The sequence below is a fragment of the Isoptericola sp. NPDC019693 genome (assembly GCF_044389085.1).
GTDB lineage: Bacteria > Actinomycetota > Actinomycetes > Actinomycetales > Cellulomonadaceae > Isoptericola.
The window spans coordinates 801758-824770 of record NZ_JBIRXP010000002.1 but is presented as its reverse complement, the minus strand read 5'-3'; the positions used below and the strand labels follow the sequence as shown (position 1 = coordinate 824770).

The following is a 23013-nucleotide window of genomic DNA, read 5'->3' as shown; positions in this document are numbered from 1 at the left end:
GTGCGCGACAACTACCACGTGGCTATCTGGGCCATGTGGCACGACTGGTGGTGCCGCTTATTTTTTACGCCACTGGCGGTGTTAGTGCGAAGGGCGGGCCGCAACCTGGTTGCGGCCCGCCCTTCGCACTACCTCGGCGAGTGTCGAACTACCTCGGCGTCACCACCTGTCGTGCACGTGCTCCCTGATCGCCTCGTCGTAGATCTCGCGCACGCCCGACGTGAAGAGCGGTCCGAGCACCCCGGCCTCGCCCGCGGCGGCGTTCAGCCGCGCCTGCTCGGGGCTGCGCGCCCCCGGGATGACCGTGGAGACACCGGGCTGCTGCCAGACCCACGCGATGGCCGCCTGCGCGGGCGTGAGGTCCTGGCTGAGGGCCGACCCGGCGAGCTCCGTGAAGCGCGCGGCCGCGTCGACGCCCACGTCGAAGGGCACGCCGGAGAACGTCTCGCCGACGTCGAACGCCTTGCCCTCGCGGTTGAAGGTCCGGTGGTCGTCCTCCGAGAACGTGGTCTCGTGGGTGTACCGGCCCGACAGGAGCCCCGAGGCGAGCGGGACCCGCGCGATGATGCCCACGCCGGCCTCCGAGGCCGCGGGCAGCACCCGCTCGAGCGGCTTGAGCCGGAACGCGTTGAGGATGATCTGCACGGTGGCGACGCCGGGCCGGGCGATGGCGGTGAGCGCCTCCTCGACCGTCTCGACGGAGACGCCGTAGGCGGCCGTCACCCCCTCGGCCACCAGAGTGTCCAGGGCGTCGTACACCTCGTCGTCGGAGTAGACCGACGTGGGCGGGCAGTGCAGCTGCACGAGGTCGAGCGTCTCGACACCGAGGTTCCGCCGCGACCGGTCGGTCCACTCGCGGAAGTTCGACAGGACGTAGTTCTCCGGCACCTGGTCCATCCGGCGGCCCATCTTGGTGGCCACGGTGATGCCGTCGTCGCGGTGGTCGGCGAGGAAGGACCCGAGGGCCTGCTCGCTGCGGCCGTCGCCGTAGACGTCGGCGGTGTCGAAGAACGTCACGCCGGACTCGAGCGCGGCGTCCAGCACCGACCTGGCCTGGTCGTCCTCGACGGTCCCCCAGTCCGCCCCCAGCTGCCAGGTCCCCAGTCCGACGACCGACACCAGCCGACCGGTGCGCCCTAGCACCTGCTTCTCCATCGTTCCCCCGTTCGGTGCGCCGCGCGGCCGAGGCCCACGGCGCGACCCTTCGCGCGCGCGAAGGGACGTCCTGTCAGATATCTGGCTCCCCTACGCTACGTCGCCCGCACGGATCCGGCGTGCCGACTACGGTGTGAGCGTGAACACCGCTGACTACCCCGCCGTCCCCGCCCCGTCGGGTCGGCAGTTCCGCATCTCTTCCGGCGAGCACCGGGCCACCATCGCCGAGGTCGGCGCGATGGTGCGCGAGTACACCGTCGCCGGCCGCGACGTGTTCGTGCCCTTCGCCGAGGACGAGGCGGCCCCCGTCTTCAACGCGGCCGTCCTCGCCCCGTGGCCGAACCGCCTGCGCGACGGCGCCTACACGGTCGACGGCGTGCACCACCAGGTCGCGGTGAGCGAGCCCGACCGGGGCACGGCGCTGCACGGCCTCGTGTGCTGGTACCGGTGGTCTCCGGTCGAGGTGGCGGACGACGCCGTGACGCTCGAGCTCGCCCTGCCCGCGCAGAAGGGCTGGCCGTTCCAGCTCGTGCTCCGGACGCGGTACTCCGTGTCCGACGCCGGGCTGGAGGTCGAGGTGCGCGCCCGCAACGTCGGCACCGGCACGGCGCCGTACGGCGTCGGCTTCCACCCGTGGTTGTCCACGGGCGGCGTGGCGCTCGACGAGTGCACGGTCAGCCTGGACGCCACGACCCACGTCACCGTCGACGACCGGCTGCTGCCCACGGGCACCGAGCCCGTCGCAGGCCCGTACGACCTGCGTACGACCCGCTCGCTCGCCGGCCTGGACCTCGACGACGCGTGGACGGGCGCGACCCGCGACGAGGACGGGCTGTCCTGGGCCCGGCTCGGACGCCCCGACGGGAGCACCGCCGCGATCTGGATGGACGGCTCCATGGACTGCTGGCAGGTCTGCTCGGCCGACCACATCGCCGGCTACGAGCGGTTCGGCCTCGCCGCCGAGCCGATGAGCTGCGTGGCCGACGCCTTCAACACCGGCGAGCGGCTGGTCCACCTCGCCCCCGGGGACGAGCACGTCGTGCGCTGGGGCGCCACCCTGCTCTGACCTGTCAGGCCCGGCGCCCTGCATACCCCGCGGCGGCCCTGACAGCTCCCGGCTCCCGAGCTGTCAGGGCCACGGCGGGGTAATCCCCTCTGTGGCCCTGACAACTCGGGGAGCCGCGCGGCGTGGGATCCTGCGTGGCGGCGGGGCGTGCGGCGAGAATGGCCGCGCAACTGCGAGACAGGACTTGGACGGTGAAGGCTCAGTGACCCAGACCGAGGTGCGCATCTGCGTCGTGGGCGACGAGCTCAGCGTGGGCGTCGGGGACGCCCGCGCCCTGGGGTGGACGGGCCGCGTCATGGCCCGGACCCGCTTCGGGCGGCCGGCGATGGCGTTCACGCTCGCCGTGCCCGGGGAGACCAGCTCGGCGCTCGGCGCCCGCTGGCAGGCGGAGACGGAGCCGCGCTTCGGTCCGGAGGACACGTGCGAGAACCGCCTCGTCGTGGCGCTCGGCCGGCACGACGTCGACTCGTCGCTCTCGGTGGCACGGTCGCGGCTGAACCTCGCGAACATCCTCGACGTCGCCGAGACCAGCCGGATCCCCGCGTTCGTCGTGGGGCCGCCGCCCGGGCGCCCCGAGGACGGCGGCCGCATCGCCGAGCTCTCGGCCGCCTTCTCCGACGTCGCGAACCGGCGCCGGGTGCCGTACGTCGACACGTACACGCCGCTGGCCCAGCACGAGCAGTGGCTGGCGGACCTCGCGACCAACGGCTCGACCTACCCGGGGCAGGCGGGCTACGGGCTCATGGCCTGGCTCGTGCTGCACACCGGCTGGCACGCGTGGCTGGGGCTGCCCGCCGACGAGTGACCCGCCGGCACCCCGTCAGGCGCCCGCCCGCTCGGCCAGGCCGCGCACGTAGGCGGCCTGGCCGGCATGCTGCAGGTCGTCGCCCACGACGCTGACGAGGCGCACCCCGAGCGTCACGGGCGGGTCCCAACGGGTGTCCACCACCCGCTCCAGGTCCGCCGCGGTCACGGTCGCCAGGTAGGCGGCCGTCGCGGCGTGCACGTCGTCGAGGTAGCCGCGCAGCAGCGCGGCGTCGGCCCGGACGGCCGCGACCTGCTCCGGCGTGTGGCCGTAGCCGGTGTCCGCGTCCTCGAACGGCAGGCCGAACTTCGCCGCCCAGCCGCCCGCCGTCCAGCGCTGCTCCGTGCCCGCCACGTCGGCGACGTGGTCGTCCTGCACCCGCGCCAGGTGCCACACGAGCCACGCGACGGTGTTGGCCTCCGGGTCGGGGCGGTACGACAGTCGTGCGGCCGTGGCCCCCCGGAGCACGCGGTGCACCGTCTCGGCGATCCGGTCGAAGGCGTCGGTCAGCAGGGCGACGTGGGGTGCGGGCTGCGTCGGCGGTGTCGTCATCGTGCTCCTCCTCCCCGACGCCCCGGGCGGGCGCCGGTCAGCGACGGTCGACGGTGACGTGCGCGGACGTCACCGTCGCGGACAGGTAGGCGGCGCTGCGTCCGTCGGCGGCGGGCTGCTCCCCGTGGTCGACGACGAGCGTCGCGCCGGTGCTGGGCAGCACCGAGCCGTCGAGGACGACCTGGCCCGACGCGCCGCGCACCTTGAGGTTCACCGGGGTGCCGGCGGGCAGGCGCAGGTCGATCGCCCCCGAGACCGTCTTGGCCGTGATCAGCGGGCTCGCCTGCGTGGCGGTGACGGTCGCGGCCCCCGACACCGTGTTGAGGGAGACCCGCGCGAGCGCGCCGGCCAGGGCGATGGACCCGGCGGCGCTGTTCGCCGTCACGTCCCCCGAGTGCCCCTCGGCGGACAGCGCGCCCGAGACGGTCTTGAGCGACATCGGGCCGGTCGTCCCGGTCGTGCGCACGGTGCCGGTCACGGTCTTGACCGCGACCTTCCGGCCGCCGGCGACCTCGACGTCCGCGCCCAGCGTGCCGACGTCGACCGCGCCGTCGGCGGGGACGACGACGCGCACGACGGCGTGCTCGCTCTGGCGCGGGTTGCGCAGCTTCGCCAGGACGGCGTCGAGCACCGAGCTCTCGTAGCCCACGCGCAGCCGGTCGCCGTCGCGCACGACCTGGACGGGCTTGGCACCCACCTCGAGCAGCTCGACCCGCACGCCCGTCGCCGCGGGGTCGGCGACGACGTCGGCGCGCCCGTCCTGCAGGCGGAGCGTCACCCCCGTGGCCTGCTCGACGTCGATCGTCTGCGGGGCGGCGACCGCCCACGACTCCGTGCTCATGTGGCTCCCTGTGGTGCTCGGGCTGTGCTGGGGACGGGTACCACCCTGGCAGAGCCGGGCGACGGGCGGATCGGGGATGCCCCGGATTCCGACCCCGGGCCGCGGGTGTGGGACCATGGGCCCGACCCCTCGTCCATCCTTCGTGAGGAGACCATCATGAGCAAGCGCGGTCGCAAGCGCCGTAGCCGCAAGGGCAACGCCGCCAACCACGGCAAGCGTCCCAACGCCTGACGCGCCGAGGTAGTACGAGAATCGCCGAGGTAGTTCCGGCGGTGGTGTGGCCCGTGGCCACAGCTCCACCGGGAACTACCTCGGCGATTCTCGTACTACCTCGGCGAGAGGGCCGGTGGCGGCTACTCGGCCGTGGACATCACCGTGAGCTGCGCGTGGATGCGCACCCGGAGGGTCTCCGGCGCGCGCTCCGAGCAGGACCGGCGGACCAGCTGCTTGACGAGCTCCTCGATGCTGAGCTCGGCCAGGCACGGGGAGCAGTGCGCGACGTGCGCGCGCATCCGCTGCTCGTCCTCGGGCGTCATCTCCGAGTCGAGGTACTCGTTGAGGTGCACGAGGGCGTGCTCGCACTCGTTCTCCCCCTCGGCCCGGTCGTGCGGGATGGGGGTGATGGGGTCGGTCATGACGCTCCTCCACGAGCCGGGACCAGGCCTCGCTGTGCGGCGTAGTCGGCGAGCAGCTCGCGCAGCTGCCGGCGCCCGCGGTGCAGCCGGGACATCACCGTCCCGATCGGTGTACCCATGATCTCGGCGATCTCCTTGTAGGGGAAGCCCTCGACGTCGGCGTAGTAGACCACCATGCGCCGGTCCTCGGGCAGCTCCTGCAGCGCGCGCTTCACGTCGGAGTCGGGGAGCCGGTCGAGCGCCTCCGCCTCGGCCGAGCGCAGCCCCTGCGACGTGTGCGACGCGGCGCGGGCGATCTGCCAGTCCTCGACGTCCTCCGCCTGGGACTGCTGCGGCTCGCGCTGCTTCTTGCGGTAGCTGTTGATGAACGTGTTCGTGAGGATGCGGTACAGCCAGGCCTTGAGGTTGGTGCCCGGCTTGTACTGGTGGAAGGCGGCGAACGCCTTGGCGAACGTCTCCTGCACCAGGTCCTCGGCGTCCGCGGGGTTACGCGTCATGCGCAGCGCAGCGGAGTACAGCTGGTCCAGGTACTGCAGGGCGTCGCGCTCGAAGCGCGCGGCCCGGGCCGCGCTGCTCTCACCCTCGGGGGCACGCTCCGTGTCCTCGGGGATCTCCTCGCCGTCCGGGGTGCTCCCGTGCGGCGCGTCGCCGCTCGCCGGGCCAAGGTCCTGGGTCATCACCGTCGAGCCTAGTCCAGCCACTGGGCGGGGTCCTCCGATCCATGGGGAGCTCAGGTCTGTGGTGCTGCCGGCCGCCGCGCCGTCCACGCCCGCCGTCAGGGCGTCCGCCGGGACGGCGAACAGCCGCACGGACGCCGGTCCGGCTGCGGGGACGGCTGTCGCCGTCATCGAGGTACGGGTGCTCACGTCGGTGTGCAACCGCGAGGAGCGGCTCCGCATTCCCGCGGGAGCGGCGCCCGGCGGCCGGGCCGCCAGGGCGTCAGGAGGCCACCGGCGTGGCGAACCGGCGGCGGTACGCGACCGGGCTCGTGCCGAGCTGACGGGCGAAGTGGTGCCGCAGGACGGGCGCGCTGCCGAAGCCGACGACGCGGGCGATCTCGTCCACCGACGCGTCGGTGGACTCGAGCAGCTCCTGCGCGCGGGCGACGCGCTGGCGCGCGAGCCAGGCGCCCGGCGTCGTGCCCGTCTCCTGCCGGAACCGGCGGGCGAAGGTGCGCTCGGACAGCGCGGCCCGGCGCGCGAGCCGCGGCACGGTGTGCTCCTGCGCCAGGTGCTCGCGCATCCAGGCGAGCAGGCCGGCGAGCGACTCGCCCTCGCGGGGCAGCGGGTCGACGACGAACTGGGCCTGGCCGCCCTCCCGCTGCGGTGGCACCACCATGCGCCGCGCGACAGCACGGGCGGCGTCGGCGCCGACCTGCGTCCGCACGAGGTGCAGCGCGGCGTCGATGCCCGCCGCGGTGCCCGCGCTGGTGAGCACGCGCCCGTCCTCGACGTAGAGGGCGTCGGCGTCGACGTCCGCGGTGGGGACCTCCGCCGCAAGCCGCTCGGTGTACATCCAGTGGGTGGTGCACCGGCGCCCGTCGAGCAGGCCTGCCCGCGCGAGGGTGAACGCCCCGGAGCAGATGGCGAACAGCCAGGCCCCGCGCTCGTGGGCCGCCCGCAGCGCGTCGAGGTAGGCCGGGGGCAGCAGGTCCGCCCCCTCCTCGTCGACGCCGTACGCCACGGCGACGACGAGGTCGGCGTCGTCGAGCGCCTCGAGCCCGTGCTCCACGACCACGGGGAAGCCCCCCTTGGTCATCACCGGTCCGGGCACGGGGGCGCAGAGCGTGAAGTCGAACGACGGACCGCCGGTGTCGCTGCGGTCGATGCCGAACACCTCGTAGGCGACCCCGAGCTCGAACGGCGCCACACCGGGCACGACGACGGCGGCAACCTTGCGGATCATGCCGACCATGCTGCCACGGCGATGGCGGAATGTCGATGGATGTTGGCAACTCTGCCACTGGTGGCAGAAGTGTGGTGCGCGAAGCATTACTGCCATGACCTTCTTCGCCCTCACCCTCGCCGTCCTGCTTGTCGCCGCCTACGCCGCCCGCCTGGTCCGCACGGTCCGCCGTGACGGCCTCGGGAGCCGCCGGCCGCCGCGTTCCCACCCCGACTGGTGGGACGGGGCGCCCGCCTGACGACGCTCCCACCCGTCGGCGCGCAAGCCCGTGGACCCTCTGCCACAGTGGGCCCATGCTCTTGCGCCGTTTCGCCCGCCCCCTCCTGGCCGCCCCGTTCGTCTACGACGGCATCCAGGCCGTGCTGCACCCGGCCGAGCACGTGGACGCCGCCCGCGAGGCCTCCACGCTCGTCACGGACGCCGTCGGCGCCCGGCCGCTCGGCGACCGCCAGCTCGGCTTCCTGGTGCGCGCGCACGGCGCCGTGACCGCCGCCGCGGGCGTCCTGCTCGCCGTCGGGCGCACCCCGCGCACCGCGGCGCTGGCCCTCGCCGCGCTCACGGCGCCGCTCGCCGTCGCCCACCAGCCGTTCACGTCCAAGGGAGCCGAGCGCAGCCTGCGCACCGCGGCCTTCGTCAAGGACCTCGGCAAGGTGGGTGCCGCCGTCATCGCGGGCGTCGACCTCGAGGGCCGCCCCGGGGTCACCTACCGCGTGCAGCAGGCGCGCACGCACGCCGCCCGCCTCGCCGAGGCGAAGGCCGAGACGGTCAAGGCCGCGACGAAGGGCGAGGCGGCCAAGGTGGCGGCGCAGGCCGGCAGATCGAAGGACAAGGCGAAGGCTGCAGCCAAGGCCGAGGCGGCAAAGGTGCGGGCGAAGGTCGCCGACGCCGTCTGACGTGCGCCCGGGTCGGGCCGCACCGGCGAGACGGCCCGCGGCACAGGCGACCCGTGAACTAGCCTCGGAGCCATGACCTCTGCAGTCCCGCCGCACGCCGCCCCGCCCGCCCCCGACGCCGAGCGCGCCGACGGCTGGGCGGCACCGGTCGCGACGGGCCCGCTGGACGCGACCGTCGAGGTGCCGGGCAGCAAGTCGCTGACGAACCGGCTGCTCGTGCTGGCGGCGCTCGCCGACGGCCCCGGGACGCTGCGGGGGGCGCTGCGCTCGCGCGACGCCGACCTCATGATCGGCGCTCTGCGCGCCCTCGGCGCCCGGATCGACGAGGGGGACGACCCGAGCACCCTGCACGTGACTCCCGGGCCGCTGCGCGGCGACGTGGACGTCGAGGCCGGGCTCGCGGGCACGGTGATGCGCTTCCTGCCCCCCGTCGCCGCGCTGGCCGACGGCCCGGTCCGGTTCGACGGCGACCCCGAGGCCCGGGTGCGACCGATGCTGCCGGTGCTCGCAGCCCTGGGCAGCCTGGGCGTCCGGGTCACCTCCCCCGACGGCGGCACGCCCACCCACCTGCCCTTCACCGTGCACGCCACGGGCCGCGTGGCGGGCGGCCCCGTCGACGTCGACGCGTCCGCGTCGTCCCAGTTCGTCTCCGCGCTGCTCCTCGCCGGCGCGCGCTTCGAGCGCGGCCTCGCGCTGCGGCACATCGGCACCACGCTGCCGAGCCTCCCCCACATCGCGATGACCGTGGCCACCCTGCGGGAGGCCGGCGTGGAGGTGGACGACTCGCGCGACGGCATCTGGCACGTCTCCCCCGGCCCGGTCGCGGCGCGCGACGTGCGCGTGGAGCCGGACCTGTCGAACGCGGCGCCGTTCCTGGCCGCGGCCCTCGTGGGGGGCGGCACCGTGCGGGTGCCGGGATGGCCCGCCCGGACCACCCAGCCGGGTGCGCTCCTGCCCGACCTGTTCGCCCGGCTCGGGGCGCAGGCGCGCCTGGACGGCGACGTCCTGACCGTCACGGGCACGGGCGAGGTCCGCGGCGCCGACCTGGACCTGCACGCCGCGGGCGAGCTCGCGCCGACGTTCGCCGTGCTCGCCGCCCTCGCCGACTCCCCCACCCGCCTGCGCGGCATCGCGCACCTGCGTGGCCACGAGACGGACCGGCTCGCGGCGCTCGCCACGGAGATCACCCGGCTCGGCGGGCGGGCGGAGGAGACGCGCGACGGGCTGGTCATCACGCCGCGGCCGCTGCACGGCGGGCTGTTCCGCACCTACGCCGACCACCGCATGGCGACATCGGCGGCCGTGCTCGGCCTGCGGGTGCCGGGCGTGCGGGTGGAGAACGTCGGCACCACGGCCAAGACCCTGCCCGGCTTCGACGCGATGTGGGAACGGATGCTCGGGGTCGGCACCGGCACGCAGGGCGAGGCCTGATGGCCCGCCGCGCCGTCGACGAGCACGCGCAGTACGCGCGGCCCTCGAAGCGCGGCTCACGGCCCCGCACCAAGCAGCGCCCCGAGCACGCCGACGCCGAGACGGGCATGGTCACGGGCGTCGACCGCGGCCGCTACACCCTGGTGGTCGACGACGGCACGCCGGACGAGCGGTCCGTCCTCGCGATGAAGGCGCGGGAGCTCACCCGCACCCGTGTCGTCGTGGGCGACCGCGTGGACGTCGTCGGCGACACGTCGGGCGACGAGGGCACGCTCGCCCGGATCGTGCGCATCCAGGACCGGAGCTCGGTGCTGCGCCGCACGGCGGACGACACGGACCCCTACGAGCGCATCGTGGTCGCGAACGCCGACCAGCTCGTCGTGGTGACGGCGCTCGCCCAGCCCGAGCCGCGCACCGGCATGATCGACCGCTGCGTCGTCGCCGCGTACGACGCCGGCATGGACGTGCTGCTCTGCCTCACGAAGGCGGACCTCGCCGACGCCGCTCCGCTGCGCGACCTGTACACGCCCCTCGGCGTCGACGTCGTCGTCACCCGGCGCGACGACGGCACGAGCGTCGAGGACGTGCGCTCCCGGCTGGCCGGGCGGACGTCCGTGCTGGTGGGGCACTCGGGCGTCGGCAAGTCCACGCTGATCAACGCGCTGGTGCCCGAGGCCGACCGCGCCACCGGCGTCGTCAACGACGTCACCGGCCGTGGCCGCCACACCTCGACGTCCGCCGTCGCGCTGCGGCTGCCGGTGTCGCCGGAGCCCGGGGCGGCGCACCGCGGCTGGGTGGTCGACACGCCTGGTGTCCGGTCGTTCGGCCTGGCGCACGTGGAGACCGACCACCTGCTGCAGGCGTTCGAGGACCTCGCCGAGGTGGCCGCCGACTGCCCGCGGGGCTGCACCCACCTCGCCGACTCCCCCGACTGCGCGCTGGACGACTGGCTCGCCGCGTCCTCGGACGACGAGCGCCCCGCGCGCGAGGCGCGCGTCGCGTCCTTCCGCCGGCTGCTGACCGCCCGGCACTCCGCGGACTGACCCCGCCGCCGCACCGCGCGCCTGGGCCCGGGCGAGGGCGGCGGACCGCTACCGTGTGAGGCGTGTCGTACACCCAGCCGTCTCCCAGCCCGACCAGCGGGCCCGCGCGCACGTACGAGGACGACCTGCGCCTGGCCCACGTGATCGCCGACCAGGTGGACGCGATCACCATGTCCCGCTTCAAGGCGCTCGACCTCCGCGTGGAGACGAAGCCCGACAACACGCCGGTGAGCGACGCCGACCGTTCCGCCGAGGAGTTCATCCGCGCCCAGCTGCACCGCGCGCGCACCCGCGACGCGATCGTCGGCGAGGAGTACGGCTCGGCGGGCAGCGGGGCGCGGCGCTGGATCATCGACCCGATCGACGGGACGAAGAACTTCGTGCGGGGCGTGCCCGTCTGGGCCACGCTCATCGCGCTGGCCGACGGCGAGGAGGTCGTCATGGGCCTCGTCTCGGCGCCGGCGATCGGCCGCCGCTGGTGGGCGGCGAAGGGGTCGGGCGCCTGGACCGGCAAGTCGCTCGCGTCGGCGTCGCGGATGTCGGTGTCCGGGGTCGGCGCCCTGGCCGACGCCTCCTTCTCGTACTCCTCCCTGTCCGGGTGGGAGGAGCACGGCAAGCTCAACGGCTTCCTCGACCTCACCCGCCAGGTCTGGCGCACCCGCGGCTACGGCGACTTCTGGTCCTACATGCTGGTCGCCGAGGGTGCGGCCGACATCGCCGCGGAGCCCGAGCTCGAGGTCTACGACATGGCCGCCCTCGTGCCCATCGTCACCGAGGCCGGCGGCCGGTTCACCGCGCTCGACGGCGCTCCCGGTCCGTGGCACGGCAACGCCCTGGCCACGAACGGCAAGCTCCACGACGAGGTCCTCGTCTACCTCGGCTGACCGGCCCCGCGAGCCCTGCCTCAGGGGCGGGGGATCTGCGGGATCTCGGTGGGGTCGTACCAGAGCAGGTCGCGGTCGGTGACGCGCTGCAGCGCGGCGTCCAGCACCGCCTCGGACGTCGCGGCGACGTCGCCCGTGCGCTCGGCGTCGTTCTCCTCGTCGGCGGCTGCAAGGACGGCGCGCACGTCCTGCGCCGCCTCGGGCTCGTCGACGTGGACGGCGACGACGGCCACGGCGGTCAGGGCGGCGACGTCGACCGCGCTGGGCTCGTCGGCCTCGCCCGGCGCCGCGACCTCGGCGTCCGGGACGTCGACCGAGACCACGACGCGGAGCGGGACGGCGGTGCGGCGCGCGGCCACGAGGGCGAGCGAGTCGTCCGCGGCGGCGAGGAAGGCCTCGTACTCGCGGCCCTCGTCGTCCTCGTCCGGCAGCTCACGGACGAGCGCGGGCGTCACGGCGTGCGCGCGGCGGGCCGGGACGTCCCACCGTGCCCCGGCGGCGGCGACCGCCGCGCCCTCGAGCTCGTCCAGCGTGGCGGGAACATAGATGCGCATGCGCACAGTCTGCCGTGAGCGGCGGCCCCGTGCTCGCACCGCTGGTCCCGGCCCTCCGCAGTCGCCTCCTGCGCTCAGGCGGGTACCGCGGCCCGGACCCGCCGGGCCAGCACCTCGAACGCCACGGACACCGGGGAGCCCGGGGCCTCCTCCGCGAGCGTGCGACCCGCCAGCAGCGCGGCGTCGAGGCCGGCCGCGTCGTCGGGGACCACGTGCACGTCGTCGACGCCCGCGTACCGGGTCAGCGCCTCGCGCACGGCGGCCTCCGGCCGCGCGCCCACCGCCGAGGCGCGGACCCGGTTGGCGACGACCACCCGCTCGCCCGCGACCGGCACGGGCACCTCCCGCAGGTCCTCGAGCCCGCGCACGAGGCGTTGGACGCCCACCGGGTCGGCGGCGCCGACCACCACGACGACGTCCGCCGCCTGCAGCGCCGCGAGGGTCGCGCCGTTGCGCTGCGGCGCGTGCGTGTCGTACATGAGCAGCTCGTCCGCCTCGAGGAGCGGGCCGCAGTCGACGACGGTCCAGTCGGCGAGCTCGCGGGCCCGCTCGAGGACCACCTCGATCGCGCTGGCGGGCAGCTCGGGCCACCGGGCGGCGCGGGTGATCCCGGTCAGCACGCGCAGCCGGGCCCCGACGACCGGGCTGTGCCGCGCCAGCGTCGGCAGGTCCAGCGAGCCGTGGGCCGCCGCACGGGCGGCCGCCGCCAGCCCCGGGGCGTCGTCGAGCAGGCCCAGGCGGGCCGCGACCGACGCACCGTACGTGTCGGCGTCCACGACGAGCACGCTCTCGCGAACGGGCTGCGGGGCGTCCTCGCGGCGGCCACGACCCCGCCGCCGGCGCCGGCCCCGCGACAGACCGCCGAGCGCGGCCGCGAGCTCGAGCGTCGTCGTCGTGCGCCCCGGCGCACCCACCGGGCCCCAGACGGCGACGACGCTCCCGCGACGTGGCGGGCCCCCGTCCGCGACGGCGTCGTCGGGCCCGAGGGCGTCCTCGCCGGCGGGCAGGTCGTCGTCGATCTCCTGCCCGGGACGTCCCAGCACCAGGTGGTCGGGGCCGCCGGCCCCCGCGGCGGCAGGCTCCGCCGTGACGTCGCGCACCGCGGCGATCAGGAGCGCCTCGTCGTACCGCTCGACGACCGCGTCCACGCCCAGCGCGTGCAGACGAGCCGTCGGCGCGGCCTCGTCGCCCAGCGCGACCACACGGACGCCCGCCGCATGCAGCCGCCCGACCGCCTCGCGGTCCAGCCCCGGCAGGTCCCCGGAGACGAGCGCGACGGCGCCCGCCCCCGCGGCGGCCGCCGCGAGCAGCTCGGTCACGTCCCCGCAGCGCCGGGTGACCGTCGCTCCCGACCCGGGGGCGCCGAGGGCGACGACGGCGTCGGTCTCCGCCGCGCCGCGCACCGCGCACAGGACGGTGACCGCGGCCATCAGACGCCGGCCCCGGCCTGCGGCACCACGGTCACGCTGCCGGGGGCTGACAGCGCCTTGAGGACGACGGGCAGGTCGTCCGAGGGGACGAGCACGTGCAGCGTGGCGCCGTCCGCGACGACGAGCCCGGTCCCCGCGTCGTCGACCTGCTCGACGACGACGCCCTCGACGAGGGGCGCGGGCTCGGGGGCCGACGTGCCGGCGCCGGCGGGCGCCTCGGGCGTGGACCAGAGGTCGACGGCGGACCCGGCACGCACGCGGGACGAGACGGCCTGGTCGACGGGCACGGAGACCGAGCGCACGTCGACGTCCGCTGCGTCGCCGAGCGCCGAACGGGCGACGAGCTCGCCGTCGTCGACCACCCGCAGCGCGACCACCTCGTCCGGCAGCTCCTGGTCCGCGCGCAGGTAGAGCTCGGTCCCCGCGTCGATCCGGACGTCCACCGTGCGCAGCTGCGACACGTCCACCGTCTCGCCCGGCGTGAGCGTGCCGTCCGCCGCGTAGACGGGGACCGTGCGGCCGGCGGAGGAGACGGCCCACGAGCCGAGCGCCACGGACGCGGCGACGATCACGACGCCGACGACGAGCCGGGGATCACGCCAGGTGGGGCGACTCAGACGCGCAGCCACGGGTGCCGGCAAGGGGTCGGTGCTCACGGACGTCCTCCGGGGTGTCTGGACGCGGCCTCGGTGCCGCGTCGCGCCGGAACCTATCATCAGGCACCCCACGCGTGCTTTCGGCAACCACTGTGGACAACCTCCGTCATCGTCGATGACCGCTGTGCCAGAATTGCCCGTATGGCCAGCCGGTTCCTCTCCCTCGCGGACGTGCAGGAGATGCTCAACATCTCCAGCACCCAGGCGTACTCGCTCGTGCGCTCGGGCGAGCTGCCCGCCATCCAGGTGGGGCCGAAGAAGGTGTGGCGGGTCGAGGCGAGCAAGCTCGAGGAGTACATCGAGCACCAGTACGCCCGCACGCGCGAGAGGATCGCGTCGGGCGACCTGTGACCCCCGCGCCTCTCGCCGGCCGCCTCAGGCCTCGCTGACCCGCAGGACGGCGCCGAACGGCACGGTCCGCACGACGGGGCGCACCCGCTCCGCCTCCTCGACGTCGAGATGGTCGGCGCCGACGCGCCCGATCCGCCCGACGACCGTCCCGCCCGCCGTGCGGACCAGCACCCGGGCGCGATCTCGCTGGAGCCCCCGCAGCGCGTGCCCCAGCCCCAGGCCGTCCGTGCGGGACCGGGAGGGCGTCGCGAGGCGGCCGAGGCCGACGACGGACGCGAGCGCCGTCATCGGCACGAGGTGCTGCACCCGGCCGCGGGCACCGCGGCCGTCGACGAGCAGCCACGCGTGCGCGACGCGGGCGAGCCTGCCCTCGATCCCCTCGCCGTCCAGCAGCTCGAGCCGCAGCACCGATCCGGTCGACGCCCGGAGGCGGTCGGACAGCGGGATCGACGCCTGCTCGGCCCGCGTCAGCTCGGCGACCGCACCCTCCCGTTCGGCGGCCAGCTCGGCCTCGTAGCGCGCGTCGAGGTCGGCGAAGAGCAGCTCCCACCTGGCTGGGCCTGCGGTCGTCATGAGGTTCCTCTCGCGCGGGGACGGTGCCCACAGGATGCCCGGGTGGACAGATCCGACACCAGTCCGCTTCAATATCCAGCACCAGAACACATCAACCGCTATCAACCTGCATCACCGATCAGGATCCGGGATGAGAGCGGCGGGACGAAGGAGACCTGGATGTCCGGCAGCACGGCCCCCGACCGGCAGGCACGACGGGGCGCGCCTCCTGCCCGCCCCGGCGGACTGGGCCGGCTCGCCGCCCTCACCCTGGTGGCCACCGCCGCGGGCGGTGCCCTGCTGCTCCGCGCGGCCGCCCTCGCTCCCCGGAGCCCTGCCGCGGCCGCCGGGCTCAGCGTCGACGGATGGGTCGAGCTGGCCGTGCTCGCCGCCGGGCTGGTCGCCGCCGCGTGGCTGGCGGCCAGCGGGGTGCTCGCCCTGGTCTGCGTCGCCGCGTCGATGCTCGGCCGCCGGTGGCGCGCCGGCGAGGCCGCCGTCGAGCGGCTCGCTCCGGCCGCCGTCCGGCGCCTCGTCCGCTCCGCCGTCGGGATGGGCGTCGGCGCAGGTCTCGCGCTCGCCCCGACCGCGGCCCTGGCGTCCGACGTCCCGCCAAGCTCACCGGTGAGCGACGGCGCCTCGGTCGTCCTCGACCTCGGCTGGCAGCCCACGGCCGCCGACGACAGCGCCCCCGGGTCCGGCACCACGCCGCCGGACCACCCGGCGGTGCCGGTCGACGAGGAAGCGGCCGAGGAGGCGGCCACGGAGACCGCCCAGGACGCCGTCGAGGAGGTCGTCGCCACCCCGGTCGCCCGCCACGCCACCGACGACGACAGCGACGGCGGCCAGGGGGCGACGACCCACGTCGTGCTCCGCGGCGACACGCTGTGGGACATCGCGGCGCGGTCGCTCGGCGACTCCCCCACCGACGCGGAGGTCCTGCGCGAGGTCACCCGCTGGCACGCCGAGAACCGCGACGTGATCGGCGCCGACCCCGACCGCCTCCTGCCCGGCCAGGTCCTGCACGCCCCCGCCTGACGACCCGCCGACCCGACGACTCCCGCACCCACCGGAGGGCACCATGACCGTGACGACGACCGTGCCGACCAGCCCCGCACCGAGGGACGCCGTGCCGCGTGGAGGCTCCGCAGCGCTCGCGTCACCGCCGACCCCGCCCGCGGCGCCCGGGAGCGACGACCGGTCGGACGACTCCGCTACCCCGGCGGGCCTCGGGGCGGACGGTCGAGTCCGGCCGGCCGGTGCGCCCGACGACGGCGGCTCGCCCGCCCGGCCCGCGCTGCGCGTCTCGGCGCCGCCCCGACCGGCCGGACCCGCGGGCTACCCCGAGGCGAGCACCCGGCCGTCGCCGCGGCCGCGGCGCGTGCGGATCGGCACCCCTGGCGTGCGCCGCGCGCCCGCCGCCGACGAGGAGCCCACCCCGCGGCCGCTGCGGGAGGCCGCGCCCGCCGCGCTGCCCGACCCGACCGCGCAGTGCTGCACGGTCGTGCGCGCCGCCGTCGAGGTGCTGCGCGGCGAGCGACCGGCGGCGCAGCTGGCCCGCTGGGTCACGCCGCAGGTGCGCGACCAGCTCGCCGAGCGCGCGCGGATCGGCCTGGCCCACGACCTCGTGCGGACCGAGGAGCCGCACCGCCCCGTGCAGGTGCGGCGCGTCCGGCTCGTCCGCCTGGGTGAGGACGTCGCCGAGGCGACCGTCGTCCTGGAGGACGACGGCCGGGTGCGCGCCGCGGCCGTCCGGCTGGAGGCGCGTCGGGGGACGTGGCGCGTCGCCGTCCTGGAGGTCGGCTGACCGACTCTCGCGAGAGAGAGGACCCCGACCCGCGAGACAGAGAGGGGCGGCACCAGGTTGCTGGTGCCGCCCCTCTCTTTCTCGCGAGAAGTCTCACTCCTCGTTGACGCCGTGGCAGACCTTGTACTTCTTGCCCGAGCCGCAGGGGCACTGGGCGTTGCGCGGCGTGCCCGGGAACGTGCGGCCGTCGCTGGTGGCCGCGGTGGCCTCGCCGTGCAGCTCGCGACGCGAGCGCCGGGTGGCGCCGCCCGTCGTCGTGGTCGAGCCGTCGTCGCTCGGCGCGGAGTAGGACAGGCGCTGCGGCGCCGGGGCGTCGAGCCCCTTGGCCAGGAGCACCGGCTCCTCCGGGGCCGCGGCGGGCGCCACCGGGGCGGGCTGGGGCTCGGCCGGCGCGGCGGGCTCGCCCGGCTCGACCGGCTCGACCGGCGTGGCCGGAGCCGCCGCGGCGGTCCCGGCTGCTGACGTTCCCGCGACGGCCTGGCCCGCGTCGGACTGCGCGGCGGCCGCGGCGCTGGCCGCGGAGATCACCGGGGCGCCCGGGGCGCCCACGGCCCCCGGGGTGCCGGGCTGCTGCACCTGCACGTCGAGGTTGAACAGGAACCCGACGGACTCCTCCTTGATGGACTCCGTCATCGCCTGGAAGAGCTGGAAACCCTCGCGCTGGTACTCGATCAGGGGGTCGCGCTGCGCCATCGCGCGCAGGCCGATGCCCTCCTTGAGGTAGTCCATCTCGTAGAGGTGCTCGCGCCACTTGCGGTCGAGCACCGACAGGACGACGCGGCGCTCGAGCTGGCGCATCGCCGCCTCGCCGAGCGACTCCTCGCGCGCGTCGTACGCCACGCGCGCGTCGGAGAGCAGCTCCTCGAGGATCATCTCGTGGCTCAGCCGGCCGACGCCGCCCGCCTCCTCGACGACGTCCTCCGGCGTGATGGACACCGGGTAGACCGACTTCAGCGCCGTCCACAGCGCGTCCAGGTCCCACGCCTCGGGGTTGCCCTCGGCGGTCGCGCCGTCCACGTACGCGGTGACGACGTCCGTGAGGAAGTGCTGCACCTGCTCCTGCAGGTCCTCGCCCTCGAGGACGCGCTTGCGCTCCGCGTAGATGACGGAGCGCTGCCGCGACAGGACGTCGTCGTACTTGAGGACGTTCTTGCGGATCTCGAAGTTGCGGGCCTCGACCTGCGACTGCGCGCTCTGGATGCCGCGCGTGACCATCTTCGACTCGAGCGGCATGTCGTCGGGGAAGCCGGCGCGGTCCATCATCGAGGACGCGAGGCCGGAGTTGAACAGGCGCATGAGGTCGTCCTGCATCGACAGGTAGAACCGCGACTCGCCCGGGTCGCCCTGACGGCCGGAGCGTCCGCGCAGCTGGTTGTCGATGCGGCGCGACTCGTGCCGCTCCGTGCCGAGCACGTACAGGCCGCCGAGCTCGGTGACCTCCTCGTGCTCCGACGCGACCGCCTGCTTGGCCTTCTCGAGCACGTCGGGCCAGGCCGCCTCGTAGGCCTCCGGGTCCTCCGCGGCGTCCAGCCCGCGCTCGGTCATCTCCGCGACGGCGAGGAACTCGGCGTTGCCACCGAGCATGATGTCGGTGCCACGGCCGGCCATGTTGGTGGCGACGGTGACGGCGCCCTTGCGGCCGGCCTGCGCGACGACGGACGCCTCGCGCTCGTGCTCCTTGGCGTTCAGCACGCTGTGCGGCACGCCCGCCCGCTTGAGGAGGCCGGAGAGCAGCTCGGACTTCTCGACGCTCGTGGTGCCGACCAGCACCGGCTGCCCCTTGGCGTGCCGCTCGACGATGTCCTCGACGACGGCGTTGAACTTGCCCTCCTCGTTCTTGTACACGAGGTCGGCCTGGTCCATGCGGATCATGGGCCGGTTGGTGGGGATGGGCACGACGCCGAGCTTGTAGGTGCCCTGGAACTCGGCGGCCTCGGTCTCGGCCGTACCGGTCATGCCGGCGAGCTTGTCGTAGAGGCGGAAGTAGTTCTGCAGCGTGATCGTGGCGAGCGTCTGGTTCTCCGCCTTGATCTGCACGCCCTCCTTGGCCTCGATGGCCTGGTGCATGCCCTCGTTGTAGCGGCGGCCGGCGAGGATACGGCCGGTGTGCTCGTCGACGATCATGACCTCGCCGTTGAGCACGACGTAGTCCTTGTCGCGCTTGAACAGCTCCTTGGCCTTGATGGCGTTGTTGAGGAAGCCGATCAGCGGCGTGTTCAGCGACTCGTACAGGTTGTCGATGCCGAGGTAGTCCTCGACCTTCTCGATGCCCGGCTCGAGGACGCCGACGGTCTTCTTCTTCTCGTCGACCTCGTAGTCCTTCTCGACGTCGAGACGGCGCACCACCTTGGCGAACTCGGTGTACCAGCGGTTCGCGTCCCCCGACGCCGGGCCGGAGATGATGAGCGGCGTGCGGGCCTCGTCGATGAGGATCGAGTCCACCTCGTCGACGATGGCGAAGTGGTGGCCGCGCTGCACCAGGTCGTCGGGCGACCACGCCATGTTGTCGCGCAGGTAGTCGAACCCGAACTCGTTGTTGGTGCCGTACGTGATGTCGGCGGCGTACTGCTTGCGGCGCTCCTCCGGCGTCTGGCCCGACAGGATGACGCCGGTGGTCATGCCGAGGAACCGGTAGACCCGCCCCATGAGGTCGCCCTGGTACTTCGCGAGGAAGTCGTTGGTGGTGATGACGTGCACGCCCTTGCCCTCGAGGGCGTTGAGGTAGGCGGCCGTCGTCGCGACGAGGGTCTTGCCCTCACCGGTCTTCATCTCGGCGATGTTGCCGAGGTGGAGGGCCGCGCCGCCCATGAGCTGCACGTCGAAGTGCCGCTGGCCGAGGGTGCGGCGTGCGGCCTCGCGCACCGCGGCGAACGCCTCGGGGAGCAGCTCGTCGAGCGAGGCGCCGTGCTCGAGGCGCTCCTTGAACCGGTCGGTCTCCTCGTGCAGCTCGGCGTCGCTCAGCTCCTCGAAGCTGGGCTCGAGCCGGTTGACCTGCTGGGCCAGGCTGTTGAGCTTCTTGACAATCCGGCCCTCGCCAAGACGGAGGACCTTCTCGAGGATCGCAGGCACGCAGTACTCCAGGGTCGGTGGCGCCCCGGGGATGGCCGGGACCGTGCGGCGCGACGACGGGCGACGACGGGCGGTCGGGATCGCACGTCCGCGCCGTCGCCTGGGTCACACCGGGCCCATCCTAGGCGGATCACCTGAGAGTCCGGCACGGGTTCGCGACGGACGAAACGGCGCCCCGTCCCGCGGAGGTGCCGTGAGCGGGCGTTTGGCCCGGTCCCGGGGCGAGAACGGGGCCGAACGCCCGCTCACAGCGTCTCGGGGGCGGGGCCCGTGCCCGGGGCGAGGTCGGCGGCGGCGCGGTCGGCGAGCTCGGCGCCCGCGGCACCGTAGAGGTGGAAGACGGCGTCGGCGCCGTGGCGGCGCAGCTCGTCGGCGTCCTCGTCGTAGCGGGCGATGGCCGCCACCCGTCCGGCGAAGCCGGCGGCCCGCAGCCTGGCCAGCGCGATGAGGTTCGCCTTGTGGAACGGCATCGCGAGCACGGCGAGCCGCACCTGGCCGGCCCGTTTGACCCGCGCCCAGAACTCGGTGTCGGTCGCGTCCGCGGGGACGACGGCGACCCCGTCGGCCCGCAGCGCGGCGACCCGGGTGCGGTCGTGCTCGACCCCCATGACCGACAGCCCGTGCACGTCGCGCAGCCGGCGGTACGTCGCGGACCCCACCCGCCCCAGGCCCAGGACGACGGCGTCGGCCCGGCCGATGTCGACGGGGCGGTCGTCGGGGTGCAGCTTGTCGACGTCCCGCCGCGGCAGGAGCCCGGTCAGCCGCGTCGCGAGCTCGACGCCCCGCCGGTTGACGATCGCCGAGACGACGAAGCTCCCTGCGACCGCGAGGGACACGATCACGGTCCACTCCTCGTCGAGCAGGCCCGCCGTGGCGCCGAAGGCGACGACGATGATGCCGAACTCGGAGAAGTTCCCGAGCGCGAGTCCCACGAGGAACGACGTGCGCCGGCGCAGCCGCATGAGCCACAGCAGCAGGGCGTAGCCCGCCGCCTGGAGCGGGAGCAGCACGAGCAGGAGGCCCGCGAGCGCCAGGTCGACGGGGGCGGGCATCCCGTGCAGCCCGATCTGCAGGAAGAACGCGACGAGCGCGAGGTCCTTGACCGTGAGCAGGGAGTGGGAGAGCTCGGTGGCGCGGGGGTGGCCGGCGAGCAGCGCGCCCATCACGAGCGCGCCGAGGTCACCGGACAGGCCGACCACCTCGAACAGCCAGAAGCCCGGGACGAGCGCGACGAACGCCCCGAACAGGGACTGCAGCTCGCCGTGCCCGGCACGGTCCCAGACGCGGCGCAGCACCCAGGCGCCCGGCACGAGCGCCACGACGGCGAGCGCCCACGGGCTGGGCGGCTCCCCCGTCGAGACCGCGAGGAACGCCACGGCCACGATGTCCTGGACCACCAGCACGCCGACGGCGATGCGCCCGTACAGGGCGGTCGCGTCGGAGCGGTCCTCGAGCACCTTGACGACGAAGACCGTCGAGGAGAAGGAGAGCGCCAGCCCCACGAGGGCCAGCGACCCGAGCGACTCGTCGGCGAGCAGCCGGATCCCGACGACGGCGAGCAGGCCGAGGAAGCCGACCGCCACGGCGACGCTGAGGACCAGGTGCGCCAGGGTGGTGAACCAGATCTCCGGGCGCAGCAGGGAGCGGACGTCGAGCTTCAGCCCGATCGCGAACAGCAGGAGGGCGACCCCCAGCTCGGCGACGGTCTCCAGGCCCGGCAGCTCGGGGGCTCCGGCCGCCCCGAGCGCGAACCCGGCGGCGAGGAACCCGACCAGCGGCGGCATCCGCAGCAGCGTCGCCAGCAGGCCGCCCGCCAGCGCTGCCGCGAGGTACAGCACGGCCGTGGCCATCAGCGCTCCTGACCTTGAGCGGTCCCGACCGACGCGGGCGCGCCCGACGTCGTGGCGCCGATCCTACGAGCACGCCCGACGACGGGCGCCCTATGCCGCGCGGACGGCCCCGGCCAGCGCGGGGGCGAGCTCGCCGACCGGGGCGACGGCCGTCGTCCCGAGGCCGAGCCAGCCCGCGAGCACGGCCAGCTCCTCGCCGAGCGCGGCGGCGGTGTCGGGGCCGGCGTGGGCGGTGGGGTGCACGGCCTGCACGCGCAGCACGCCCGCCTGCCGGTCGGCCTTCAGGTCGACGAACGCCGTGATGGCGTCGCCCTCGAGGAACGGCAGCACGTAGTACCCGAGCACCCGCTGCGGCGCGGGCACATAGATCTCGATCCGGTAGAACACGTCGAAGAGCGCCTCGAGCCGCCGCCGCTCCCACACGAGGGGGTCGAACGGGCTGAGCAGGGTGCGCGCCCGCGCCTGGCGGGGCACGCGCGCGTCCCGGTGCCGGTAGGTGCGCTCGTCCCAGCCGCGCACCTCGACCGGCACGAGGACGCCGTCCTCGACCAGCTCGTCCCGGGCCCGGCGCACGGCGGGGCCGCGCAGCCGGAAGTAGTCGGCGAAACAGCGGATCGTGCCGACGCCGTGCGCGCGCGCACCGAGCTCCAGCAGCCGCCGCACGGCCTCGTCGTCGGGCACCGGGGCGGCCGCACGGACGGCCGGCGGCAGCACCCGGTCGGGCAGGTCGTAGCAGCGCTCGAAGGCGGTGTTGCGCCGCGCCGCCATCACCTCGCCCGTGAAGAAGAGGAACTCGAGGCAGCGCTTGGCCATCGTCCAGTTCCAGCCCCACTCCTCCCGCGAGCGCGGACCGGAGCGCCCGGTGGCGACCAGCTCGTCGTGGATCTCGCGGGCCGTCACCGGCCCCCGCTCGGCGACCAGCCGGCGCACGAGGTCCATCTCGGCGGCGTGCGCCAGCGGCGCCCCCGCGATGGTGCCCCAGGCCTCGTCGAGGTAGTTGCGCCGCCGCCACTCCAGCAGCGGGTACGTCGCGGCCGGGACGAACGAGGCCACGTGCGCCCACGTCTCCACGATCCGCCGCGGCGCCCGTCCCGCCGCCCGGTCCAGCAGCCCGACGTCGTAGGGCCCGAGCCGCGAGTACAGCGGCATCAGGTGCGCCCGCGCCAGCACGTTCACGGAGTCGATCTGCAGCAGGTTCAGCTGCTCCACCGTCGCCATCGCCCGGCGCATCGTCACGCCGCCGTCGGCCCCGGGAGCAGCGCCGGCCGACCCCGGCCGGGCACGGTGCAGCCCCTGCGCCCCGAGGGCGACGCGGCGGGCCTGCGCGAGCGAGAGGGAGTCCACCCGGCCATCCTGCCGACCCCCACCGACAGGGACGCACGAGAGCGCCCGCAGTCTCGCCTGCCTCGTCCGACGACGACCGCGAGCGGACAGACGAGAGCCGGTCGAGGCCTTCGTCGCGGGGACGTATCCCTCCCGAAGTGGAGGGCGCCCTGGCGGCCCGGGACGCCGCCCCCCGCCGCAGGCCGCGAACGGC

24 protein-coding genes are annotated in these 23013 nt (G+C 75.0%); 11 read left to right on the top strand and 13 right to left on the bottom strand.

Annotated features, from left to right (window positions below; translation table 11 throughout):
• Positions 1-159: 159 nt before the first annotated feature.
• Positions 160-1155: an aldo/keto reductase gene (locus ACH436_RS09065; protein WP_430559862.1), complete on the bottom strand. Its 996-nt coding sequence runs from the start codon at positions 1153-1155 to the stop codon at positions 160-162.
• Between the two features lie 139 nt (positions 1156-1294).
• Here ACH436_RS09065 and ACH436_RS09060 point away from each other — a divergent pair, with 139 nt between their 5' ends.
• Positions 1295-2221 carry an aldose 1-epimerase family protein gene (locus tag ACH436_RS09060; protein WP_430559861.1) on the top strand — a complete coding sequence of 309 codons (927 nt, stop codon included), beginning with the start codon at positions 1295-1297 and terminating at the stop codon, positions 2219-2221.
• A 202-nt stretch (positions 2222-2423) separates the two neighbouring features.
• A complete protein-coding gene (locus ACH436_RS09055; protein WP_430559860.1) occupies positions 2424-3026 on the top strand; it encodes a GDSL-type esterase/lipase family protein in 603 nt (200 codons plus the stop codon).
• 15 nt (positions 3027-3041) lie between these two features.
• Here ACH436_RS09055 and ACH436_RS09050 read toward each other — a convergent pair whose 3' ends face one another.
• Positions 3042-3578, bottom strand: coding sequence for a DUF664 domain-containing protein (locus tag ACH436_RS09050; protein WP_430559859.1), 537 nt, complete (start codon positions 3576-3578; stop codon positions 3042-3044).
• Positions 3579-3615: 37 nt separating this feature from the next.
• Entirely contained in the window at positions 3616-4419 is an 804-nt protein-coding gene (locus ACH436_RS09045; protein ID WP_430559858.1) for a DUF4097 family beta strand repeat-containing protein, read from the bottom strand.
• 156 nt (positions 4420-4575) lie between these two features.
• On the opposite strand from ACH436_RS09045, the gene ACH436_RS09040 reads away from it, so the two are divergent.
• A complete protein-coding gene (locus tag ACH436_RS09040) occupies positions 4576-4650 on the top strand; it encodes a 50S ribosomal protein bL37 (protein WP_099052597.1) in 75 nt (24 codons plus the stop codon).
• A gap of 122 nt (positions 4651-4772) precedes the next feature.
• Here ACH436_RS09040 and rsrA read toward each other — a convergent pair whose 3' ends face one another.
• The 3 genes from rsrA to ACH436_RS09025 all read right to left on the bottom strand — a co-directional run bounded on the left by rsrA (position 4773) and on the right by ACH436_RS09025 (position 6959).
• Positions 4773-5054 carry a mycothiol system anti-sigma-R factor gene (gene rsrA, locus ACH436_RS09035; protein WP_430559857.1) on the bottom strand — a complete coding sequence of 94 codons (282 nt, stop codon included), beginning with the start codon at positions 5052-5054 and terminating at the stop codon, positions 4773-4775.
• Positions 5051-5731, bottom strand: coding sequence for a sigma-70 family RNA polymerase sigma factor (locus tag ACH436_RS09030; protein WP_430559856.1), 681 nt, complete (start codon positions 5729-5731; stop codon positions 5051-5053). The genes rsrA and ACH436_RS09030 overlap by 4 nt, the downstream gene beginning before the upstream one ends.
• A 262-nt stretch (positions 5732-5993) precedes the next feature.
• Positions 5994-6959, bottom strand: a complete 966-nt coding sequence (locus ACH436_RS09025) for a helix-turn-helix domain-containing protein (protein ID WP_430559855.1) — start codon at positions 6957-6959, stop codon at positions 5994-5996.
• Between the two features lie 94 nt (positions 6960-7053).
• On the opposite strand from ACH436_RS09025, the gene ACH436_RS09020 reads away from it, so the two are divergent.
• From ACH436_RS09020 to hisN, 5 genes are all read left to right on the top strand, one after another.
• Positions 7054-7197, top strand: a complete 144-nt coding sequence (locus ACH436_RS09020; RefSeq protein WP_430559854.1) for a hypothetical protein — start codon at positions 7054-7056, stop codon at positions 7195-7197.
• A 55-nt stretch (positions 7198-7252) separates the two neighbouring features.
• A complete protein-coding gene (locus ACH436_RS09015) occupies positions 7253-7852 on the top strand; it encodes a DoxX family membrane protein (protein WP_430559853.1) in 600 nt (199 codons plus the stop codon).
• Positions 7853-7924: 72 nt separating this feature from the next.
• Positions 7925-9283 carry a 3-phosphoshikimate 1-carboxyvinyltransferase gene (gene aroA / locus ACH436_RS09010; RefSeq protein WP_430559852.1) on the top strand — a complete coding sequence of 453 codons (1359 nt, stop codon included), beginning with the start codon at positions 7925-7927 and terminating at the stop codon, positions 9281-9283.
• The gene (gene rsgA, locus ACH436_RS09005; RefSeq protein WP_430559851.1) at positions 9283-10326 is read left to right on the top strand and encodes a ribosome small subunit-dependent GTPase A; all 1044 of its coding nucleotides are present in this window, start codon (positions 9283-9285) and stop codon (positions 10324-10326) included. The genes aroA and rsgA overlap by 1 nt, the downstream gene beginning before the upstream one ends.
• 62 nt (positions 10327-10388) lie before the next feature.
• Positions 10389-11210 (top strand): histidinol-phosphatase, encoded by an 822-nt coding sequence (gene hisN / locus ACH436_RS09000; RefSeq protein WP_430559850.1) that lies wholly within the window; start codon positions 10389-10391, stop codon positions 11208-11210.
• Positions 11211-11230: 20 nt separating this feature from the next.
• On the opposite strand, the gene ACH436_RS08995 is transcribed toward hisN, so the two are convergent.
• The 3 genes from ACH436_RS08995 to ACH436_RS08985 all read right to left on the bottom strand — a co-directional run bounded on the left by ACH436_RS08995 (position 11231) and on the right by ACH436_RS08985 (position 13850).
• Positions 11231-11764 (bottom strand): DUF6912 family protein, encoded by a 534-nt coding sequence (locus tag ACH436_RS08995; RefSeq protein ID WP_430559849.1) that lies wholly within the window; start codon positions 11762-11764, stop codon positions 11231-11233.
• A 74-nt stretch (positions 11765-11838) separates the two neighbouring features.
• Positions 11839-13194 (bottom strand): hypothetical protein, encoded by a 1356-nt coding sequence (locus ACH436_RS08990; RefSeq protein ID WP_430559848.1) that lies wholly within the window; start codon positions 13192-13194, stop codon positions 11839-11841.
• The gene (locus ACH436_RS08985) at positions 13194-13850 is read right to left on the bottom strand and encodes a hypothetical protein (protein WP_430559847.1); all 657 of its coding nucleotides are present in this window, start codon (positions 13848-13850) and stop codon (positions 13194-13196) included. Before ACH436_RS08985 ends, ACH436_RS08990 begins: the two co-directional genes overlap by 1 nt.
• Before the next feature lie 141 nt (positions 13851-13991).
• On the opposite strand from ACH436_RS08985, the gene ACH436_RS08980 reads away from it, so the two are divergent.
• Positions 13992-14201: a helix-turn-helix domain-containing protein gene (locus tag ACH436_RS08980; protein ID WP_429735024.1), complete on the top strand. Its 210-nt coding sequence runs from the start codon at positions 13992-13994 to the stop codon at positions 14199-14201.
• A gap of 24 nt (positions 14202-14225) precedes the next feature.
• Here the strand turns inward: ACH436_RS08980 and ACH436_RS08975 are convergent, their stop codons facing one another.
• Positions 14226-14774, bottom strand: coding sequence for a hypothetical protein (locus ACH436_RS08975; RefSeq protein ID WP_430559846.1), 549 nt, complete (start codon positions 14772-14774; stop codon positions 14226-14228).
• A gap of 159 nt (positions 14775-14933) precedes the next feature.
• On the opposite strand from ACH436_RS08975, the gene ACH436_RS08970 reads away from it, so the two are divergent.
• The gene (locus tag ACH436_RS08970; protein WP_430559845.1) at positions 14934-15788 is read left to right on the top strand and encodes a LysM peptidoglycan-binding domain-containing protein; all 855 of its coding nucleotides are present in this window, start codon (positions 14934-14936) and stop codon (positions 15786-15788) included.
• 43 nt (positions 15789-15831) lie between these two features.
• Positions 15832-16557 (top strand): Rv3235 family protein, encoded by a 726-nt coding sequence (locus tag ACH436_RS08965; RefSeq protein WP_430559844.1) that lies wholly within the window; start codon positions 15832-15834, stop codon positions 16555-16557.
• 93 nt (positions 16558-16650) lie between these two features.
• On the opposite strand, the gene secA is transcribed toward ACH436_RS08965, so the two are convergent.
• From secA to ACH436_RS08950, 3 genes are all read right to left on the bottom strand, one after another.
• Entirely contained in the window at positions 16651-19626 is a 2976-nt protein-coding gene (gene secA / locus ACH436_RS08960; RefSeq protein WP_430559843.1) for a preprotein translocase subunit SecA, read from the bottom strand.
• A 245-nt stretch (positions 19627-19871) separates the two neighbouring features.
• Positions 19872-21476 (bottom strand): cation:proton antiporter, encoded by a 1605-nt coding sequence (locus ACH436_RS08955; RefSeq protein ID WP_430559842.1) that lies wholly within the window; start codon positions 21474-21476, stop codon positions 19872-19874.
• A gap of 90 nt (positions 21477-21566) precedes the next feature.
• Complete coding sequence (locus ACH436_RS08950) at positions 21567-22820, bottom strand: winged helix-turn-helix domain-containing protein (RefSeq protein WP_430559841.1); 1254 nt, start codon at positions 22818-22820, stop codon at positions 21567-21569.
• Positions 22821-23013 lie beyond the last annotated feature (193 nt).

Bases quoted from the DNA above. Each gene is read 5' to 3' on its own strand.
- ACH436_RS09065 (WP_430559862.1), bottom strand. From the start codon at position 1,155: ATGGAGAAGCAGGTGCTAGGGCGCACCGGTCGGCTGGTGTCGGTCGTC.
- ACH436_RS09050 (WP_430559859.1), bottom strand. From the start codon at position 3,578: ATGACGACACCGCCGACGCAGCCCGCACCCCACGTCGCCCTGCTGACC.
- ACH436_RS09045 (WP_430559858.1), bottom strand. From the start codon at position 4,419: ATGAGCACGGAGTCGTGGGCGGTCGCCGCCCCGCAGACGATCGACGTC.
- rsrA (WP_430559857.1), bottom strand. From the start codon at position 5,054: ATGACCGACCCCATCACCCCCATCCCGCACGACCGGGCCGAGGGGGAG.
- ACH436_RS09030 (WP_430559856.1), bottom strand. From the start codon at position 5,731: ATGACCCAGGACCTTGGCCCGGCGAGCGGCGACGCGCCGCACGGGAGC.
- ACH436_RS09025 (WP_430559855.1), bottom strand. From the start codon at position 6,959: ATGATCCGCAAGGTTGCCGCCGTCGTCGTGCCCGGTGTGGCGCCGTTC.
- ACH436_RS09020 (WP_430559854.1), top strand. From the start codon at position 7,054: ATGACCTTCTTCGCCCTCACCCTCGCCGTCCTGCTTGTCGCCGCCTAC.
- ACH436_RS09015 (WP_430559853.1), top strand. From the start codon at position 7,253: ATGCTCTTGCGCCGTTTCGCCCGCCCCCTCCTGGCCGCCCCGTTCGTC.
- aroA (WP_430559852.1), top strand. From the start codon at position 7,925: ATGACCTCTGCAGTCCCGCCGCACGCCGCCCCGCCCGCCCCCGACGCC.
- rsgA (WP_430559851.1), top strand. From the start codon at position 9,283: ATGGCCCGCCGCGCCGTCGACGAGCACGCGCAGTACGCGCGGCCCTCG.
- ACH436_RS08995 (WP_430559849.1), bottom strand. From the start codon at position 11,764: ATGCGCATCTATGTTCCCGCCACGCTGGACGAGCTCGAGGGCGCGGCG.
- ACH436_RS08990 (WP_430559848.1), bottom strand. From the start codon at position 13,194: ATGGCCGCGGTCACCGTCCTGTGCGCGGTGCGCGGCGCGGCGGAGACC.
- ACH436_RS08980 (WP_429735024.1), top strand. From the start codon at position 13,992: ATGGCCAGCCGGTTCCTCTCCCTCGCGGACGTGCAGGAGATGCTCAAC.
- ACH436_RS08975 (WP_430559846.1), bottom strand. From the start codon at position 14,774: ATGACGACCGCAGGCCCAGCCAGGTGGGAGCTGCTCTTCGCCGACCTC.
- ACH436_RS08970 (WP_430559845.1), top strand. From the start codon at position 14,934: ATGTCCGGCAGCACGGCCCCCGACCGGCAGGCACGACGGGGCGCGCCT.
- ACH436_RS08965 (WP_430559844.1), top strand. From the start codon at position 15,832: ATGACCGTGACGACGACCGTGCCGACCAGCCCCGCACCGAGGGACGCC.
- ACH436_RS08955 (WP_430559842.1), bottom strand. From the start codon at position 21,476: ATGGCCACGGCCGTGCTGTACCTCGCGGCAGCGCTGGCGGGCGGCCTG.